Below are 18,020 nucleotides of genomic sequence, written 5' to 3'. Positions count from 1 at the left end.
ATGGCGATTGAACTTGATCTGCAACTGGCAGTCGAAAATGAAGAAGGTTTGCCTTCGCAGCAAGATTTCCAATTGTGGCTAGATAAGACCATTCCTCTCTTCCAACCACAAGCCGAAGTCACCATTCGTATTGTTGATGAACAAGAAAGTCATACGCTCAACCATGAGTATCGCGGCAAAGATAAACCAACTAATGTGTTGTCGTTTCCATTTGAAGCACCTCCTGGTATGGAAATAGATTTACTTGGTGATTTGATTATTTGCCGCCAAGTTGTTGAAAAAGAGGCGGTTGAACAGAGCAAGCCTCTGCTAGCACATTGGGCGCATATGGTTGTACATGGCAGCTTGCATCTGCTAGGTTATGATCATATAGAGGATGACGAAGCCGAAGAGATGGAGTCCCTCGAAACCGAAATCATGCAAGGTATGGGTTATGAAGATCCTTACATTGCTGAAAAAGAGTAGCTATTGGCCACTCGACAGGGAAAGGCGAACCACCTAAATGACTCTCGTGTTCGCCTCTCTATGTGTGCTATCACACTTCTGATAGCGTTACTTAATTGAGAAACAATGAACGAAGATAATTCTCCCTCTTCTAACGAAGATAAGAAAGAAAAGGCAGAAGGTCCGAGTAGAAAGTCCTTCTTTGAACGTCTAGGTCAACTATTTCAGGGCGAACCAAAAGATCGCCAAGAGCTTGTGGATGTTATCCGCGACTCTGAAGTTAACGACCTGATTGACCATGACACTCGCGATATGCTTGAAGGTGTTATGGAAATCTCCGAAATGCGTGTGCGTGACATTATGATCCCGCGTTCGCAAATGGTTACCGTTGAGCGTACTCACGACCTTGATACCTTGGTTGCTTTGATTACCGATGCTCAACACTCTCGCTACCCTGTGATCAGCGAAGATAAAGACCATGTGGAAGGCATACTTCTAGCGAAGGACTTACTTAAATACTTAGGCTCAGGCAGTAATCCATTTGATATCGAAGAAGTCATTCGACCAGCGGTTGTGGTACCGGAAAGTAAACGCGTTGATCGACTGCTGAAAGAATTTCGTGAAGAACGTTATCATATGGCCATTGTTGTCGATGAATTCGGTGGTGTTTCTGGTCTTGTGACCATTGAAGATATCCTTGAGGAAATCGTCGGGGATATTGAAGATGAATTCGATGAAAGTGAAGAGACGGACATTCGTAAGCTGAGCAAGCATACGTTTGCTGTCAGAGCGCTGACAACCATCGAAGAGTTTAATGAGACATTCGGAACCAACTTCAGCGATGAGGAAGTTGATACCGTTGGTGGTATGGTCATGACTGCCTTTGGTCACTTACCTTCTCGTGGTGAACTGGTTGAAATTGAAGGCTACAACTTCAAAGTCACCGCTGCCGATAACCGTCGTGTCATTCAACTCCAAGTGACGATCCCAGACGAAGAAACCCTGGTTGAAGCCACTCAAGAGTAACGCGATACCCATTGGGAATCTCAGAAATTACAATGATGAATGAACTCTTTCATCGCCTTAAGCGGCCCTTAGTGGCCGCTTTTGTTGGCGCCTCTACTACACTCGCTTTCGCTCCTTACCAGCTGTGGCCTATTGCCATTCTTAGCCCTGCAATTCTACTGATTCTTCTTGCTAACCAAACTCCGAAACGCGCACTATGGATTGGTTATGCTTGGGGGTTAGGTCAATTTGCAACTGGCGTTAGCTGGGTTTACGTCAGTATCTCCGGTTTTGGCGGTATGCCGCTCATTGCCAATTTATTTTTAATGGGCTTACTTGTTGCCTACTTGGCTGTTTATTCAGGCTTATTTGCTTGGCTCAACAACAAGCTGTTTCCTCAATTTACGCTCACAAAAGCACTTCTCGCAGTACCTGCTTTATGGCTGATCAGTGATTGGTTGCGTGGTTGGGTGATGACCGGCTTCCCTTGGTTATGGCTAGGCTATAGCCAGATAGATGCTCCACTCGCAAGCTTTGCACCAATTGGCGGCGTAGAACTGCTTACTCTATTTATCCTTATCAGCGCAGGGGCGTTAGCCTATGCATGGATTCATAAGCAGTGGCTGATGGTGATTATCCCTGCGGTACTACTCAGTACTGGCTTTGGGATTCGCAGCTACGATTGGGTAACACCCCGACCAGAAGACACGACTAAGCTCGCACTGATTCAAGGTAACGTAGACCAAAACCTAAAGTGGCTACCAAGTCAACGCTGGCCAACCATCATGAAATATGCTGACTTAACTCGTGAAAACTGGGACGCTGACATTATCGTTTGGCCAGAAGCAGCAATTCCCGCTTTTGAAATTGAAGTGCCTTCATTTTTGAGCAATATCGACAGCGCTGCAAAAATGAATAACAGCGCAATCATCACCGGTGTCGTCAACCAAGCTGAAGATCGACAGTTCTACAACAGTATTCTGTCCCTCGGCATCACACCATACGGTGACTACAGCTTCGATTTAAGCGAACGTTACCATAAGCATCACCTACTACCGTTTGGTGAGTTTGTACCATTTGAAGATATTTTGCGCCCATTAGCGCCATTCTTTAACCTACCGATGTCATCGTTTAGCCGTGGGGCTTTTGTGCAGCCAAACATCGTTGCGAATGGCATGCACATGGCACCAGCGCTTTGCTATGAGATCATCTTTAATGAGCAAGTGCGTCAAAATGTGACTGACGAAACAGACTTCATTCTAACGCTTTCAAACGATGCATGGTTTGGTCACTCTATCGGTCCTCTTCAGCATATGGAGATCGCCCGTATGCGTGCCTTAGAATTGGGTAAACCGCTCATCCGCTCGACTAACAACGGATTAACAGCGGTAACCGATCACAAAGGTAAAATCGTTGAGCAAGTACCGCAGTTTGAAACTGCAGTACTGCGCGCAGAGCTCACCCCAACCGATGGGAAAACGCCATATCGAATCCTTGGTACTTGGCCATTGTATATTTGGGTTGGGTCAAGTTTAGCGCTGACTTTCGGTTTAAGAAGAAAACAGAGCTGATAACAGCTTGAAAGTAGAAAAGACAAAAAAGAGGCGACTAAGCCTCTTTTTATTCATTGCATTATACAGTCGTTACTCGCCATTTATGGCTTTAATGACTGACGAGTAAAGCCTTTGTGACCACACTTAATACACGGAATGATTACTGTTGGGTGGTTATACGTTGTCTTGTGACCACACTCATCACAGACCAAGGTGCCTAAGCCTATCACCTCTCCTGCTTCATATAGCCCTTGATGCTCTAAGTCATCGAACAACTCAACCCACTCAACTTTAGTTCGGTCTGTAATCTCTAACAACCCTTGCCATATCGAGTCCGCAATCGTTAAGTAAAACGGGCCGCTTTTACTGTCCTCGTAACTCTCTGAAAACTCTTTTAAGTCTGCTTTAAGGTACGCTTTGATTAAAGCCAATTCATCTTTGGTCAAGTCATTAGCAGCATCCACCACTTTGCCCGACGTCTCAATCGCTTTGTTAACTTCTTCCGGACTGTGCTTCAAGGTTTCAATCACATCCTCGAGCATTTCCTCATAACCTGTTTTACGTTTAGGCATAACTGACCTCCATCTTTCTCCTACCTGCGTCACTTAAGGGCGCATGGGTACAGATTGGCTATTGTTGTGATCCCTAGCTTTAGGTATTCTATGACGATCTATTTAAGTCTGTTCTAACCGAACTCACAAATTCCAAGATAACGGATACCATCGATGCAAGAACAATACAACCCACAAGATATTGAACAAAAAGTTCAAAAGCACTGGGATGACAACAAAACCTTTGTTGTAAGTGAAGACCCAAATAAAGAAAAATTCTACTGTCTGTCCATGTTCCCATACCCAAGTGGTCGACTGCACATGGGTCACGTGCGCAACTATACTATCGGTGATGTAGTATCTCGTTTCCAACGCCTACAAGGCAAAAACGTGATGCAACCAATCGGTTGGGATGCATTCGGTCTACCTGCAGAAAACGCAGCAGTAAAAAACAAAACTGCGCCAGCACCTTGGACTTACGAAAACATCGAATACATGAAGAACCAACTTAAGCTTCTAGGCTTTGGTTACGATTGGAACCGTGAATTCGCAACATGTACACCGGAGTACTACCGCTGGGAACAAGAGTTCTTCACTAAACTTTACGAGAAAGGTTTAGTTTACAAAAAGACTTCTTCTGTTAACTGGTGTCCTAACGACCAAACTGTTCTTGCAAACGAGCAGGTTGAAGACGGTTGTTGCTGGCGTTGTGATACGCCTGTAGAGCAAAAAGAAATCCCTCAATGGTTCATCAAAATCACTGAGTACGCTCAAGAGCTACTAGACGACCTAGATAAGCTTGAAGGTTGGCCTGAAATGGTGAAAACCATGCAGCGCAACTGGATTGGCCGCTCTGAAGGCGTTGAGCTGAAGTTTGAAGTTAAGGGTCAACAAGACCTAGAAGTTTACACAACACGTCCAGATACGCTAATGGGTGTGACTTACGTGGGCATCGCAGCCGGCCACCCACTTGCAGCTCTTGCTGCAGAGAACAACCCAGAGCTTGCAGCGTTTATCGACGAATGTAAGAACAACAAGGTTGCAGAAGCTGAGCTAGCGACAATGGAGAAGAAAGGTATGGCTACTGGCCTTACTGCTATTCATCCATTGAACGGCCGTGAAGTTCCTGTTTACGTAGCAAACTTCGTACTGATGGACTACGGTACAGGCGCGGTAATGGCAGTACCAGCACACGACCAACGTGACTACGAGTTCGCAACGAAGTACGGTCTAGACATCGTGCCTGTTATCAAGCCTGCTGATGGCAGCGAGCTAGACATCTCTGAAGCGGCATACACAGAGAAAGGCGTACTGTTCGATTCTGGTGAATTCGACGGCCTAGAATTCCAAGCGGCGTTCGATGCAATTGCAGCGAAGCTAGAAGCAGAAGGCAAAGGCACTAAGACTGTAAACTTCCGTCTACGCGACTGGGGTGTATCTCGTCAACGTTACTGGGGCGCACCAATCCCAATGGTAACGACTGAAGACGGTGAAGTTCACCCAGTACCTGCTGACCAACTACCAGTGATTCTTCCAGAAGACGTGGTAATGGACGGCGTAACCAGCCCAATCAAAGCAGACAAAGAGTGGGCGAAGACAACCTTTAACGGCGAACCTGCTCTACGTGAGACAGATACGTTCGATACGTTCATGGAATCTTCTTGGTACTACGCGCGTTACTGTTCACCACAAGCGGACGACATCCTAGACCCAGAAAAAGCAAACTACTGGCTACCAGTAGATCAGTACATCGGTGGTATCGAGCACGCTTGTATGCACCTACTGTACTCACGCTTCTTCCACAAACTACTGCGCGATGCGGGTTACGTAACTTCTGACGAACCGTTCAAGCAACTACTGTGTCAAGGCATGGTACTGGCTGATGCGTTCTACTTCGAGAACGAGAAAGGCGGCAAAGAGTGGGTAGCTCCAACAGACGTAGCCGTTGAACGTGATGGTAAAGGCCGCATTACTTCTGCTAAAGACACTGAAGGTCGTGATGTAACGCACTCAGGCATGATCAAGATGTCTAAGTCTAAGAACAACGGTATCGACCCTCAAGAAATGGTAGACAAGTACGGCGCTGACACAGTACGCCTATTCATGATGTTCGCGTCTCCAGCGGACATGACACTTGAATGGCAAGAGTCTGGCGTAGAAGGTGCGAACCGCTTCCTAAAACGTGTTTGGAAACTAGTGAAAGAGCACACAGCGAAAGGCGCAGCAGAAGCAGTAGATACCTCAGCGCTTTCTGGTGATCAAAAAGCACTTCGCCGCGACGTTCACAAAACTATCGCGAAAGTGACGGACGATATCGCTCGTCGTCAAACATTCAACACCGCGATCGCAGCGATCATGGAGCTGATGAACAAACTAGCGAAAGCGCCTCAAGAATCTGCGCAAGATCGTGCAATCCTTGACGAAGCACTGAAAGCTATTGTTGTCATGCTTTACCCTATCACGCCGCATATCTCATACGAGCTATGGGCAGCACTAGGTGAAACAGACATTGATAACGCGGCATGGCCGACGTTTGACGAAAAAGCGCTAGTTGAAGACGAAAAAACCATCGTTGTTCAAGTTAACGGTAAGCTACGTGCGAAACTAACAGTCCCAGCTGATATCTCTAAAGACGATATCGAACAGCTTGGTCTAAACGACGAAAACGTGGTTAAGTTCACTGATGGCCTGACTATTCGTAAAGTTATTTACGTTCCAGGTAAACTGCTGAACATTGTTGCAAACTAATCGCAGCTTGCAATTTGCCTCTGTTTAGCGAACTTATTTGTTAACCAAGAGTCATTAAACAGGGTAGTTCGCTACCCTGTTTATTTACCTCAAACCATTCACATGAGTGGTTTAAGGTAAATAACCCCTTCAATTTAGGATGAATACAATCAATGCGCTTTTTCTCTTTGATTAAACTACCAGTGGTATTGGTATTAGCGGGGCTTCTTTCTGCCTGTGGTTTTCACCTTCGCGGCGAGTATTCCGTACCGGAAGAGCTGCACACTATGTCTTTCTCCAGCTACGATGAATACAGTGAATTAACTCGCTATGTTCGCTCTCAACTCGAACTGAACAAAGTTGAACTTGTTCAACCATCATCGACGGTACCCAACCTTCATTTGACGGAAGCGACAATCGATGAGCGTACACTATCGCTTTATCAAAATAGCCGTGCAGCAGAAAAAGAGCTGACATACGTAGTAAAATACCGTGTGACAATTCCTGGCTATGGTTCTAAAAACTTTACGACAACAGTAAACCGCAACTACCTAGACAACCCGTTGACCGCACTTGCAAAATCTGTTGAGCGTGACGTAATTGAAGACGAGATGCGCTTGCAAGCTGCAAAACAGATGATGCGCCAGTTGGGCCGTATTCGTGCCGAATATGAAGCAGGACAAATCTCTGAGCCAGCGAACAAAAACTCTTAGTCACTATGCGAATTTATGCCGATAAGCTAACGGATCATTTAACTAAACAAGTTAAACAGGTTTACTTAATCTTTGGTAATGAGCCGTTACTGATTCAAGAAAGCCGCCAAGCCATCCAAAAGGCAGCGTTTCAACAAGGTTTTGAGGAAAAACACCGTTTTGCTGTGGATGCTAGCATCGACTGGAACCAAGTTTACGACTGTTTCCAAGCGATGAGCCTGTTTTCAAACCGTCAATTGATTGAGCTTGAAATTCCTGAAAGTGGCGTGACAACCGCCGTCAGCAAAGAGCTGCAAACACTGTGTGATATGCTTCATGATGACATCATGCTCGTCATTGTTGGTAGCAAACTGACCAAAGCCCAAGAAAATGCGAAATGGTTCAAAGCATTAAGCTCAAAAGGCGATTGGGTAAGCTGCTTGTCGCCAGACCTTCAACGCCTACCTATGTTCATTCAGACACGTTGCCGCACGTTGGGACTAAAACCCGATCAGCAATCACTGCAAATGTTGGCTCAATGGCATGAAGGTAACCTATTTGCATTGACACAAAGCTTAGAGAAATTGGCCCTACTCTACCCGGATGGTGAGCTGACCATCATACGTTTAGAGGAAGCCCTAAGTCGCCATAACCACTTCACTACCTTTAACTGGATCGACGCCTTACTGGCAGGTAAAGCAAACCGTGCACAACGTATTCTTCGCCAACTTGAGGCGGAAGGGGTTGAGACCGTGATCTTGATTCGAAGTGTACAAAAAGAGTTGAGCCAACTTTTAAATATGCATCAAGACTTAAGTCAAATGGGAATGAACCAGGTATTTGAGAAATATCGAGTTTGGCAAAACAAGCGTCCACTCTATAACGCAGCACTGACCCGCTTATCAGCGAGTCGTATTTGTGCATTGCTCTCCTTATTGGCTCAAGCCGAGATAAAAGCCAAAACTCAATATGACGAGTCTGTATGGCCAACTATTCATCAGTTGAGCTTAGAAACCTGCTCTCCTGATATTAAGCTGGCAATTTAAAAATCAAAGCGTGATATAGTGCGCGACCTGTTTTGCAAGCAAGAATGTAAAACACTGTAGAGATAAGAGACAAACCGAGGAAAACCGAGTGCTTCGCGAAGAACTGAAAGACTTTTTAGCTGATAAAGCCGACGACATGAAAGCGGAAGACATTATCGTCCTAAATGTGGAAGATAAATCAAGCGTGACAGATTACATGATCATCTGTACTGGTACATCCAAACGCCACGTTTCATCCATCGCTGACCATGTTGCAACAGAAGTGAAAAAAGCCGGTCTTGAGCCACTAGGAATGGAAGGTGAAAACGAAGGTGAATGGGTAGTCCTAGATATGGGCGACGCCATGCTTCACGTGATGCAAGAAGAGCACCGCGAACTCTACCAGCTAGAAAAACTCTGGGGTTAATCTTTTGAAAATTCAACTAATTGCTGTTGGCACAAAAATGCCAAAATGGGTTGAGGAAGGCTTTCAAGAATATCGTCGCCGTTTCCCGCATGATATGCCGTTGGAGTTGATTGAAATCTCTGCTGGCAAGCGTGGTAAGAATGCCGATATCGCTCGCATCCTGCAAAAAGAAGGAGAAGCGATGCTCGCGGCGGTACCAAAAGGCAACCGTATCGTCACGTTAGATATCCCAGGTAAAAAATGGGACACTCCTCAACTCGCTGAGCAGTTAGAAGCTTGGAAATTAGATGGCCGTGATGTATCAATATTAATCGGCGGTCCCGAAGGACTCGCTCCTGCATGCAAAGCTGCAGCAGACCAAAGCTGGTCATTGTCTGCCTTAACGCTACCCCACCCTCTAGTGCGTATCGTAATGGCAGAAAGCTTATACCGAGCGTGGAGCATCACCGCTAACCACCCTTATCATCGCGAATAATCGTTGTTTAACTTTAGAGCCAAGCGTTAATGATTCGTAAACGCCGCAGTCAAATCCGAGATTATCAAGCCGAAGCGCGTCTGTTTGCCAGCCGCGCTATTGTTGCTTTTATCGGCATTGTTGTCTTGATGGGAGCTCTGGTTGCCAACATGTACAACATTCAGGTGAACCAGTTTCAAGACTATCAAACCCGCTCGAACGATAACCGCATCAAAGTAGTGCCTATCGCGCCTAACCGAGGTCTAATTTATGACCGAAATGGCGTTTTACTGGCAGAGAACCGTCCCGTCTTTAACTTAGAACTGACCCCAGAAAAAATTAAAGACATTGATGCAACCATCCAAGAATTACAAACTATTCTGGAAATTACACCAGACCAGATTGAACGTTTCCACCACGAGCGTAAACGGACTCGTCGATTTAAATCGGTCCCACTGCTTACCCAACTGAACGAAAAACAAGTAGCGGTATTCTCCGTCAATCAGTACCGCTTTCCAGGTGTGGAAATAAGTGCGACCTTAAAGCGCTACTACCCTTTCAGCGAAGTCTTAACCCACGTGATTGGGTATGTTTCTCGAATTAATGATCGCGACATGCAACGCCTGATCCGAGAAGAAAAAGACGCAAACTATCAAGCCACTCGCGACATTGGTAAGCTGGGTATTGAAAAATACTACGAAGACCTCTTACACGGTACAGCCGGATATCAAGAAGTCGAGGTAAACAGCCGCGGCCGAGTAATTCGTATCTTAAAGTACGTTCCACCTGTACCCGGAAAAGACATCGTTTTAAACCTTGATATCAACTTGCAGTTGTACGTACACCAATTATTGGACGGCCGCCGAGGCAGTGCTGTAGTAATCGATCCTAGAGACAATGGTGTACTGGCTATGGTTTCGAGCCCTAGCTACGATCCTAACTCGTTCGTGCACGGAATCTCAGGTAAAGACTATCGCGCCCTTTTGAACGATAAAAACCGTCCTTTGGTCAACCGCACTACACTTGGCATTTACCCTCCTGCCTCTACCATCAAACCATTTATGGCGGTAGCCGCGCTGCAAGAAGGTGTCGTCACACCTAACACCACACGAAATGATCCTGGTTATTGGCGCATACCAAACTCTAACACACGTCCGTTCCGGGACTGGTTGCGTTGGGGACACGGACGCGTCGATATCATTAAGTCGATCGAAGAGTCTGTTGATACCTTCTACTATCAAATCGCTTATGACATGGGTATTGACCGTATTTCGAATTGGATGATGATGTTCGGTTTTGGTGATTACACTGGCATTGATATCTACGAAGAAAGTAAGGCGAATATGCCGACTCGTGACTGGAAAATGTCTCGCCATAAAACCCCATGGTATAAAGGTGATACGATCCCTGTGGGTATCGGCCAAGGATATTGGACAGCAACACCAATGCAAATCGCCAAAGCAACCTCCGTATTAGTAAACGAGGGAGAAGTGATCGCACCTCACTTGCTCAAAGCGACGATAGAAAATGGTAACGACTTCGAAGAGCAGCAAACAACAGAATACGTGACTTACCCACCAATCAAGAATGTGCCTAAAAAGTACTGGGATATGGCGAAAGAAGGCATGCGTCGGGTAAACCATGGCACGCGCGGAACAGCTCGACGCTCATTCTACAAAATGAATTATGAAACAGCGGGTAAATCAGGTACTGCACAGGTCTTCGGTCTGGGTGAAAACGAAGAGTACAACGCCGATGAGATCGCCGAGCACTTACGTGACCATGCGTTATTTACTGGCTTTGCACCATTTGATGATCCTAAAGTGGTCGTCACTGTAGTACTAGAAAATGCCGGTGGTGGTTCTAGTAACGGTGCCCCAGTAGTAAGGAAAATTTTTGACCGAGTCGTTCTTGGTCCAGAAGAAATTGAGCCTGAAAACAATGCGAAGAAAGAGGTAAAACAGTAATGAAGATGGATCCCTCTACAGGTAAAAATCGCGCCCTGTTTGAACGCTTCCATATCGACTTACCACTCCTACTTGGCATACTGGCCCTGATGGGGTTTGGCCTGGTGATCATGTACAGCGCCAGTGGCCAAAGTTTACTGATGATGGATCGCCAAGCCATGCGAATGGTGCTTTCACTCGTTGTGATGCTCGTCCTTGCGCAGCTTTCTCCACGAACTTACGAAAGCTTGGCACCTTTGATGTTCGTTGGTGGCGTTATACTGCTTTTCGGCGTGCTGTTTTTCGGTGAAGCATCGAAAGGCGCGCAGCGTTGGCTTAACCTCGGTTTTGTGCGCTTTCAACCGTCAGAGCTATTGAAGCTCGCGGTGCCATTAATGGTGGCTCGCTATGTTGGTAGACAGCCCCTCCCACCAACGCTAAGAACACTCATTGTTGCACTGATTATGGTCTGCTTACCAACCATTCTCATTGCAAAACAGCCTGACTTAGGTACCTCGATCCTGATCGCGGCTTCCGGTATTTTTGTTATCTTCCTCGCCGGCATTAGCTGGAAAATAATTGCTGGTGCTGCGATTGCATTAGGTGGTTTCATTCCAATTCTGTGGTTTTTCTTGATGCGAGAGTATCAAAAAGTGCGAGTTCGTACTCTATTTAACCCGGAATCTGATCCGCTAGGAGCGGGCTACCACATTATTCAGAGTAAAATTGCGATTGGCTCCGGCGGTATTTCCGGCAAAGGTTGGTTGCAAGGTACGCAGTCACAACTAGAATTTCTTCCTGAACGACACACTGACTTTATCTTTGCAGTAATTGCTGAAGAATGGGGTATGATTGGCTTCCTTTGCCTTTTAGCCATCTATCTATTTATTATTGGACGAGGTTTATATCTCGCCAGCCAAGCGCAAACCGCATTTGGACGAATGATGGCAGGCAGTATTGTACTCAGCTTCTTCGTGTATATTTTTGTAAATATTGGCATGGTAAGTGGCATCCTACCTGTAGTAGGTGTACCGTTGCCACTCATCAGTTATGGCGGCACATCAATGGTAACCTTGATGGCTGGTTTTGGTATTCTGATGTCGATTCATACGCACCGAAAAGCATTCTCTAAGGCGACCTAGACATGCAAAAACGCGCTTTATATTCCTTGGTTTTCTCTGCTCTTATTTTGGCAGGCTGTTCATCAACTAGCCAAAAAGAACAAGAAGGCCGTTACGAACTCGAATCCGATGTTGCACCGGATACACCGCTTTCAGTCGAACACATCGAGGATGCGCATCCTAAATATGAACCGTACAGCCTAGGTGGGAACAAAGATTACCACTTGCGTGGCAAAGACTACAAAATAGTTCGCAATGCGAAAGGCTTTAAAGAAAAAGGCCGCGCATCTTGGTATGGGAAAAAATTCCAAGGTCATTTGACTTCTAATGGCGAAATCTATGACATGTATTCAATGACGGCAGCGCATAAAACGCTACCGTTACCAAGTTACGTAAAAGTTACCAATACTGACAACGGAAAAACCACCATAGTACGAGTTAATGACCGAGGTCCTTTTCACGATGGCCGTATCATTGATTTAAGCTATGCCGCCGCGCACAAGTTAGATGTCATAAAAACAGGCACCGCGAACGTGGAAATTGAAGTGATCAGTATCAATCAGCCCACGGACAAAAAGTCATTAGAAGCGCACCCTAGGTACGTTATTCAAGTGGCATCATCAAAAAATGAAGAACGCGCGCGAACTTTAGGTACCGAGCTTGGTCAAAAATTGGATACAGAAACTTTCCTAGAGAGTGCGAAAGAGTCTTATCGCTTGTTGTTAGGGCCATTTACTGACTATTCCCTGACGCAAGCCACATTAGATAAAGTAAAGTTGCTCGGCTATTCGTCTGCATTTATTAAAAAACACAACACTGCCAAATGACCTCGTGTCATGAATTTCTCTTTGATCCCCCTCTTACATAACTAGGGATTCTGATAAGATGTCTGCAGTTAACCCAAAAATTTGAATTACCATGAATAAAAATAAGTTTGTGAAATCTATTCTCGTTTCTTCGGTTGCCCTTTCTGCAACTTTCGCTCAATCTGCTCTTGCATCACCTATCGTTGTTCCAGATGCCCCTCAAATCGCGGCGAAGGGCTACGTGCTGATGGATTACCATTCAGGTAAAGTACTGGCAGAGAAAGAGATGAACACAAAATTGTCTCCAGCTAGTCTGACTAAGATGATGACCAGCTATGTAATCGGCCAAGAGCTAGCGCGTGGTAATATCTCAGAAGATGATGATGTCACCATCAGTAAAAATGCGTGGGCGAAAAACTTCCCTGATTCATCAAAGATGTTCATTGAAGTAGGCACAACAGTTAAAGTACGTGACCTGAACCGAGGTATCATCGTCCAGTCAGGTAACGATGCCTGTGTTGCGATGGCAGAACATATTGCAGGTTCAGAAGATGCGTTTGTTGACCTAATGAACGCTTGGGCCAACACATTGGGTATGACTAACTCGCACTTTGCCAACGTTCATGGCTTAGATAACGCAGAGTTGTACTCAACACCATACGACATGGCTCTGCTGGGTAAAGCACTTATCCGTGACGTACCAAATGAGTACCGAGTGTACTCAGAGAAGAAATTTACTTACAACGGCATCACCCAATACAACCGTAACGGTCTACTTTGGGATAAGAGCATGAACGTTGACGGCATCAAAACGGGTCACACAAGTAATGCGGGTTACAGCCTAGTAAGTTCAGCAACTGAAGGTCAAATGCGCTTGGTTGCGGTCGTTATGGGTACTAAAGATGCCAATGCTCGTAAGTCAGAAAGTAAAAAGCTGCTAAGCTACGGCTTCCGTTTCTTCGAAACAGTGGCACCGCACAAAGCAGGTGAAACGTTCGTAGAAGAAAAAGTGTGGATGGGTAACAAAGACACCGTAGCACTGGGTCTTGACCAAGATACTTACGTAACACTACCGCGTGGTGAAGCGAAAAACCTAAAAGCAAGCTTCGTCCTTGAAAAAGAGCTAGAAGCCCCAATTAATAAAGGTGATGTAGTTGGTAAGCTATACTATCAGATCGATGGTGAAGATATTGCCGAATACCCACTAATGGCACTAGAAACCGTAGAGCAAGGTAGTCTATTTAGCCGCATGTGGGATTACATCGTATTGTTATTCAAGAGCTTCTTCTAAAAAGAACATTAGAGTAGCAAACTTATTCGCAAAGCCGCCTGAATGGGCGGCTTTTTAAGTTTGAGCTCCTCGTCTTGAGTTCCCCCTAATTTGACTGTACTATTTCGCACCGCAACGAATATCTACTGGAGTTATCGATATGCTAACCATCAACTCTGATGCAAAATTAAAAGACCTGCTTGAGTTCCCTTGTTCATTTACTTACAAGGTAATGGGTCATGCAAAGCCTGAACTTCCAGAGCTTGTTCTTGAAGTTATTCAGCGCCATGCTCCAGGTGACTACAGCCCGACCGTTAAACCAAGTGCTAAGGGCAACTACCACTCTGTGTCAATCAACATTACTGCAACCTCTATCGAGCAGGTTGAGACACTGTACAAAGAGTTAGGTGAAATTGACATCGTACGCATGGTTCTATAATTTTTTGATATATTAAATTTTTTTTGAAAGCAGCCTTGGCTGCTTTCTTTTTATTTATCAAAGAGATAACGAGGCTTTACATCGCTTTCAGTTAAAAATCTGTTACGCAGCGGTAGAGCATCAGGGTTATCCGGTTTATAATCCAAAAACTTTATATATTAGCAACAGGAATTCCCATGCAACACCAACTTGTTGTAAAACGACTTGGCCGCCAAGACTATGAGCCTGTATGGAAGGCGATGCATGAGTTCACCGACCAACGCACAGAAGAAACCCGTGATGAAGTCTGGTTGGTAGAACATAACCCAGTATTTACGCAAGGACAGGCAGGTAAAGCTGAGCACTTGATTAACACTGGCGATATTCCTGTTGTACAAAGTGATCGCGGAGGCCAGGTTACGTATCATGGCCCTGGTCAGTTGGTCGCCTACTTCTTGATCAACCTACGCCGTAAAAAATTAGGTGTACGAGATCTCGTTACCACAATCGAGAACCTCGTGATCAACACGCTAAAAGCATACAATATTGACTCAGCCGCGCGACCTGACGCACCAGGTGTCTACGTTGCCGGTAAGAAAATATGCTCTCTCGGTTTACGCATTCGTAAAGGATGCTCGTTTCATGGTTTAGCCTTGAACGTAAATATGGATTTAACACCGTTTCTGCGTATTAACCCTTGTGGTTATGAAGGTATGGAAATGGTTCAGGTCAGCCAATTTGGCGGCCCAGACAATGTAGAAGCCGTAGAAAAACAATTAATAGAAGAACTCGTTACTTTGCTCGATTATGAGCAAGTAGAATTCAGCACAGAAGCACCTTCTCAAGGTAATAAAGCATGAGCAAACCAATCCAGATGGAAAAAGGCGTTAAATATCGTGACGCCGATAAAATGGCATTGATTCCCGTAAAGAACATGCCTACAGAGCAGAAAGAAGTGCTACGTAAGCCTGATTGGATGAAGATCAAGCTACCAGCCGACAGCCAACGAATTCAAGACATCAAAGCGGCGATGCGTAAGAATAAACTTCACTCCGTATGTGAAGAAGCATCTTGCCCGAACCTAGCGGAATGTTTTAACCACGGTACAGCAACCTTCATGATCTTAGGTGCTATTTGTACTCGTCGTTGTCCTTTCTGTGACGTTGCTCATGGCCGCCCATTACCACCGGAAGCAGAAGAGCCTCAAAAACTGGCGAAAACCATTGCCGATATGAAGCTGAAATACGTAGTAATCACTTCTGTTGACCGTGACGATCTGCGTGACGGCGGTGCACAACACTTTGCCGATTGTAACCGCGAGATCCGTGCGTTAAACCCGCATATTAAGATTGAAACACTGGTTCCTGACTTCCGTGGTCGCATGGATGTAGCGCTTGATCTAATGAAAGACAATCCGCCAGATGTCTTCAACCACAACTTAGAAACAGCGCCACGTCTTTACCGTAAAGCTCGCCCAGGTGCGAACTATAAATGGTCACTTGAGCTTCTTAAGAAGTTCAAAGAGCAGCATCCCGATGTACCGACCAAGTCTGGTTTGATGATGGGTCTTGGTGAAACCAAAGAAGAAATCATCGAAGTACTGAAAGATCTACGCGCACACGGCGTAACGATGCTGACTCTAGGCCAGTACCTAGCGCCAAGCCGTCACCACTTGCCAGTAGAACGTTACGTTCCACCATCAGAGTTTGACGAGCTAAAAGAAGTTGCACTAGAACTTGGCTTCACGCATGCAGCGTGTGGTCCATTTGTTCGCTCTTCTTACCATGCCGATATGCAAGCTCAAGGTATCGAGATTAAATAAGCTCTCGCTTGTTTTGAAAAGTTTGTTTTGAAGAGAAAAGGTTGGCTCAGTGCCAACCTTTTTTGTATCTGGCAAATGATGATAAAAAGCCATTCTACCACCGTCATTCTGAACAGCGAGGAACGAGCGTGATTCAGAATCTGTTTTCAGAATACTGATGATTTTTAGGGAAACTCTGAGTAAAAGAGTGTGCCTCAACAAGATTCCTGATCTCGCCTTGGCTCGTCGGAATGACGTGGTTTGGATATATTGAAAAGGGACAGTGTTGGTAGCCATCCCCTTATCACACACTCTCGCTATATCTCATTCCAAACGCCAGACAAACAAAAAGGCCCTCAAATGAGGGCCTTTAGTATATCAATGTTCAAAATAGATGAGTCGAGTTCTAGAAGAACACACGGAGTCTGCGCGAGCAAATGAGTATGTTCGACACCGAAATCGACTCACTCTATGAAAAGCAGTTAGGCGTAAACTGGTAGACGCTTACAAATTTCTAGCACTTTCTGTTTTGTCGCTTCGATAACTTCTTCGTTGCCGATGTTATCTAGAACGTCACACATCCAGTTTGCTAGCTCTTTTGCATCTTCTTCAGTGAAGCCACGGCGAGTGATCGCTGGCGTACCTACACGGATACCAGACGTTACGAATGGGCTGCGTGGGTCATTTGGTACTGAGTTCTTGTTTACAGTGATATTTGCTGCACCTAGTGCCGCGTCTGCGTCTTTACCAGTGATATCTTTGTCGATTAGGTCAACAAGGAACAAGTGGTTTTCTGTACCGTTAGATACGATTTTGTAGCCACGCTCTTGGAACTGACCAACCATTGCTTTTGCGTTTTTCACTACGCGAGCTTGATAAGCTTTGAACTCTGGCTCCATCGCTTCTTTGAACGCTACTGCTTTACCAGCGATAACGTGCATTAGAGGGCCACCTTGACCACCAGGGAACACTGCTGAGTTCAATTTCTTGTACATATCTTCGCCAGCATTTGACAAGATAAGACCACCGCGAGGACCTGCTAGTGTTTTGTGCGTCGTTGTTGTTACCACGTGAGCATGCGGTACTGGTGTTGGGTATTCACCGGCGGCGATAAGACCAGCTACGTGCGCCATATCAACAAATAAGTAAGCACCTGCTTTGTCAGCGATTTCACGCATGCGTTTCCAATCAACGATTTGCGAGTAAGCAGAGAAACCACCGATGATCATCTTAGGTTTGTGTTCAAGTGCTAGCTGTTCCATCTCGTCGTAGTTGATTTGACCAGCTTCATCGATACCGTAAGGGATAACGTTGTAGTGCTTACCAGAGAAGTTTACTGGTGAACCGTGAGTTAGGTGACCACCGTGCGCTAGGCTCATGCCTAAAACTGTATCGCCAGGGTTAAGAAGCGCCATGTAAACTGCGCTGTTTGCTTGAGAACCTGAGTGAGGCTGTACGTTAGCGTACTCACAACCAAATAGTTGGCATGCACGCTCAATTGCTAGTGCTTCAGCTTTATCTACGTACTCACAACCGCCGTAGTAACGCTTACCTGGGTAGCCTTCAGCGTATTTGTTCGTTAGCTGAGAACCTTGCGCTTCCATTACACGTGGGCTTGTGTAGTTTTCAGAAGCGATAAGTTCAATGTGTTCTTCCTGGCGAAGAGTTTCTTCCTGGATAGCTGCGAACAGTTCCGCATCGTAATCTGCGATGTTCATATCACGCTTAAGCATCTGTATCTCCTGACTCAGATTAGTACTGAAAGTTGCAAAAAAACTGT

The 18,020-nt window shown here is 45.6% G+C and carries 17 protein-coding genes; 15 read left to right on the top strand and 2 right to left on the bottom strand.

From position 1 onward, the window contains the following. The 3 genes from ybeY to lnt all read left to right on the top strand — a co-directional run bounded on the left by ybeY (position 1) and on the right by lnt (position 3,020). Positions 1-465 (top strand): rRNA maturation RNase YbeY, encoded by a 465-nt coding sequence (ybeY, locus tag H9L11_RS10635; RefSeq protein ID WP_005373030.1) that lies wholly within the window; start codon positions 1-3, stop codon positions 463-465. Positions 466-570: 105 nt separating this feature from the next. Then, positions 571-1,470 (top strand): CNNM family magnesium/cobalt transport protein CorC, encoded by a 900-nt coding sequence (corC, locus tag H9L11_RS10630; RefSeq protein WP_005384118.1) that lies wholly within the window; start codon positions 571-573, stop codon positions 1,468-1,470. Between the two features lie 32 nt (positions 1,471-1,502). Beyond that, positions 1,503-3,020, top strand: coding sequence for an apolipoprotein N-acyltransferase (gene lnt, locus H9L11_RS10625; RefSeq protein ID WP_033905864.1), 1,518 nt, complete (start codon positions 1,503-1,505; stop codon positions 3,018-3,020). An 83-nt stretch (positions 3,021-3,103) separates the two neighbouring features. Here the strand turns inward: lnt and H9L11_RS10620 are convergent, their stop codons facing one another. After that, complete coding sequence (locus tag H9L11_RS10620; protein ID WP_005373024.1) at positions 3,104-3,574, bottom strand: zinc ribbon-containing protein; 471 nt, start codon at positions 3,572-3,574, stop codon at positions 3,104-3,106. 153 nt (positions 3,575-3,727) lie between these two features. Here H9L11_RS10620 and leuS point away from each other — a divergent pair, with 153 nt between their 5' ends. The 12 genes from leuS to lipA all read left to right on the top strand — a co-directional run bounded on the left by leuS (position 3,728) and on the right by lipA (position 16,261). Then, positions 3,728-6,301 (top strand): leucine--tRNA ligase, encoded by a 2,574-nt coding sequence (gene leuS, locus H9L11_RS10615; protein ID WP_005384121.1) that lies wholly within the window; start codon positions 3,728-3,730, stop codon positions 6,299-6,301. Between the two features lie 152 nt (positions 6,302-6,453). Beyond that, positions 6,454-6,993 (top strand): LPS assembly lipoprotein LptE, encoded by a 540-nt coding sequence (gene lptE / locus H9L11_RS10610; RefSeq protein WP_005384122.1) that lies wholly within the window; start codon positions 6,454-6,456, stop codon positions 6,991-6,993. Positions 6,994-6,998: 5 nt separating this feature from the next. After that, the gene (gene holA, locus H9L11_RS10605) at positions 6,999-8,018 is read left to right on the top strand and encodes a DNA polymerase III subunit delta (protein WP_033905862.1); all 1,020 of its coding nucleotides are present in this window, start codon (positions 6,999-7,001) and stop codon (positions 8,016-8,018) included. Between the two features lie 88 nt (positions 8,019-8,106). Continuing rightward, positions 8,107-8,424, top strand: coding sequence for a ribosome silencing factor (rsfS, locus tag H9L11_RS10600; RefSeq protein ID WP_005373015.1), 318 nt, complete (start codon positions 8,107-8,109; stop codon positions 8,422-8,424). Between the two features lie 4 nt (positions 8,425-8,428). After that, a complete protein-coding gene (rlmH, locus tag H9L11_RS10595; protein ID WP_017821762.1) occupies positions 8,429-8,899 on the top strand; it encodes a 23S rRNA (pseudouridine(1915)-N(3))-methyltransferase RlmH in 471 nt (156 codons plus the stop codon). A 29-nt stretch (positions 8,900-8,928) separates the two neighbouring features. Beyond that, entirely contained in the window at positions 8,929-10,845 is a 1,917-nt protein-coding gene (mrdA, locus tag H9L11_RS10590) for a penicillin-binding protein 2 (protein WP_033905861.1), read from the top strand. Further along, a complete protein-coding gene (gene rodA, locus H9L11_RS10585; protein WP_005384128.1) occupies positions 10,845-11,966 on the top strand; it encodes a rod shape-determining protein RodA in 1,122 nt (373 codons plus the stop codon). Before mrdA ends, rodA begins: the two co-directional genes overlap by 1 nt. A gap of 2 nt (positions 11,967-11,968) precedes the next feature. Next, a complete protein-coding gene (locus H9L11_RS10580; protein WP_017635670.1) occupies positions 11,969-12,772 on the top strand; it encodes a septal ring lytic transglycosylase RlpA family protein in 804 nt (267 codons plus the stop codon). Positions 12,773-12,863: 91 nt separating this feature from the next. Next, entirely contained in the window at positions 12,864-14,042 is a 1,179-nt protein-coding gene (locus H9L11_RS10575) for a serine hydrolase (RefSeq protein ID WP_005384132.1), read from the top strand. Positions 14,043-14,181: 139 nt separating this feature from the next. Next, complete coding sequence (gene ybeD / locus H9L11_RS10570; RefSeq protein ID WP_005384135.1) at positions 14,182-14,460, top strand: DUF493 family protein YbeD; 279 nt, start codon at positions 14,182-14,184, stop codon at positions 14,458-14,460. A 176-nt stretch (positions 14,461-14,636) separates the two neighbouring features. After that, the gene (gene lipB / locus H9L11_RS10565; RefSeq protein ID WP_005384137.1) at positions 14,637-15,299 is read left to right on the top strand and encodes a lipoyl(octanoyl) transferase LipB; all 663 of its coding nucleotides are present in this window, start codon (positions 14,637-14,639) and stop codon (positions 15,297-15,299) included. Continuing rightward, complete coding sequence (gene lipA / locus H9L11_RS10560) at positions 15,296-16,261, top strand: lipoyl synthase (protein ID WP_005391329.1); 966 nt, start codon at positions 15,296-15,298, stop codon at positions 16,259-16,261. Before lipB ends, lipA begins: the two co-directional genes overlap by 4 nt. Before the next feature lie 461 nt (positions 16,262-16,722). Here lipA and glyA read toward each other — a convergent pair whose 3' ends face one another. Continuing rightward, positions 16,723-17,973: a serine hydroxymethyltransferase gene (glyA, locus tag H9L11_RS10555; protein ID WP_005381985.1), complete on the bottom strand. Its 1,251-nt coding sequence runs from the start codon at positions 17,971-17,973 to the stop codon at positions 16,723-16,725. Positions 17,974-18,020 lie beyond the last annotated feature (47 nt).

The sequence above is a fragment of the Vibrio sp. sp1 genome, assembly GCF_016920955.1.
Taxonomy (GTDB): domain Bacteria; phylum Pseudomonadota; class Gammaproteobacteria; order Enterobacterales; family Vibrionaceae; genus Vibrio; species Vibrio alginolyticus.
Note: the sequence above shows the minus strand (reverse complement) of the source record. Positions and strands in the feature narration are given on the sequence as shown.

Excerpts from the sequence above, each read along its gene's own strand:
- ybeY (WP_005373030.1), top strand. The coding sequence starts at position 1 with ATGGCGATTGAACTTGATCTGCAACTGGCAGTCGAAAATGAAGAAGGT.
- leuS (WP_005384121.1), top strand. The coding sequence starts at position 3,728 with ATGCAAGAACAATACAACCCACAAGATATTGAACAAAAAGTTCAAAAG.
- ybeD (WP_005384135.1), top strand. The coding sequence starts at position 14,182 with ATGCTAACCATCAACTCTGATGCAAAATTAAAAGACCTGCTTGAGTTC.
- lipA (WP_005391329.1), top strand. The coding sequence starts at position 15,296 with ATGAGCAAACCAATCCAGATGGAAAAAGGCGTTAAATATCGTGACGCC.
- mrdA (WP_033905861.1), top strand. The coding sequence starts at position 8,929 with ATGATTCGTAAACGCCGCAGTCAAATCCGAGATTATCAAGCCGAAGCG.
- lptE (WP_005384122.1), top strand. The coding sequence starts at position 6,454 with ATGCGCTTTTTCTCTTTGATTAAACTACCAGTGGTATTGGTATTAGCG.
- corC (WP_005384118.1), top strand. The coding sequence starts at position 571 with ATGAACGAAGATAATTCTCCCTCTTCTAACGAAGATAAGAAAGAAAAG.
- H9L11_RS10575 (WP_005384132.1), top strand. The coding sequence starts at position 12,864 with ATGAATAAAAATAAGTTTGTGAAATCTATTCTCGTTTCTTCGGTTGCC.
- rodA (WP_005384128.1), top strand. The coding sequence starts at position 10,845 with ATGAAGATGGATCCCTCTACAGGTAAAAATCGCGCCCTGTTTGAACGC.
- glyA (WP_005381985.1), bottom strand. The coding sequence starts at position 17,973 with ATGCTTAAGCGTGATATGAACATCGCAGATTACGATGCGGAACTGTTC.
- lnt (WP_033905864.1), top strand. The coding sequence starts at position 1,503 with ATGATGAATGAACTCTTTCATCGCCTTAAGCGGCCCTTAGTGGCCGCT.
- lipB (WP_005384137.1), top strand. The coding sequence starts at position 14,637 with ATGCAACACCAACTTGTTGTAAAACGACTTGGCCGCCAAGACTATGAG.
- H9L11_RS10620 (WP_005373024.1), bottom strand. The coding sequence starts at position 3,574 with ATGCCTAAACGTAAAACAGGTTATGAGGAAATGCTCGAGGATGTGATT.
- holA (WP_033905862.1), top strand. The coding sequence starts at position 6,999 with ATGCGAATTTATGCCGATAAGCTAACGGATCATTTAACTAAACAAGTT.
- H9L11_RS10580 (WP_017635670.1), top strand. The coding sequence starts at position 11,969 with ATGCAAAAACGCGCTTTATATTCCTTGGTTTTCTCTGCTCTTATTTTG.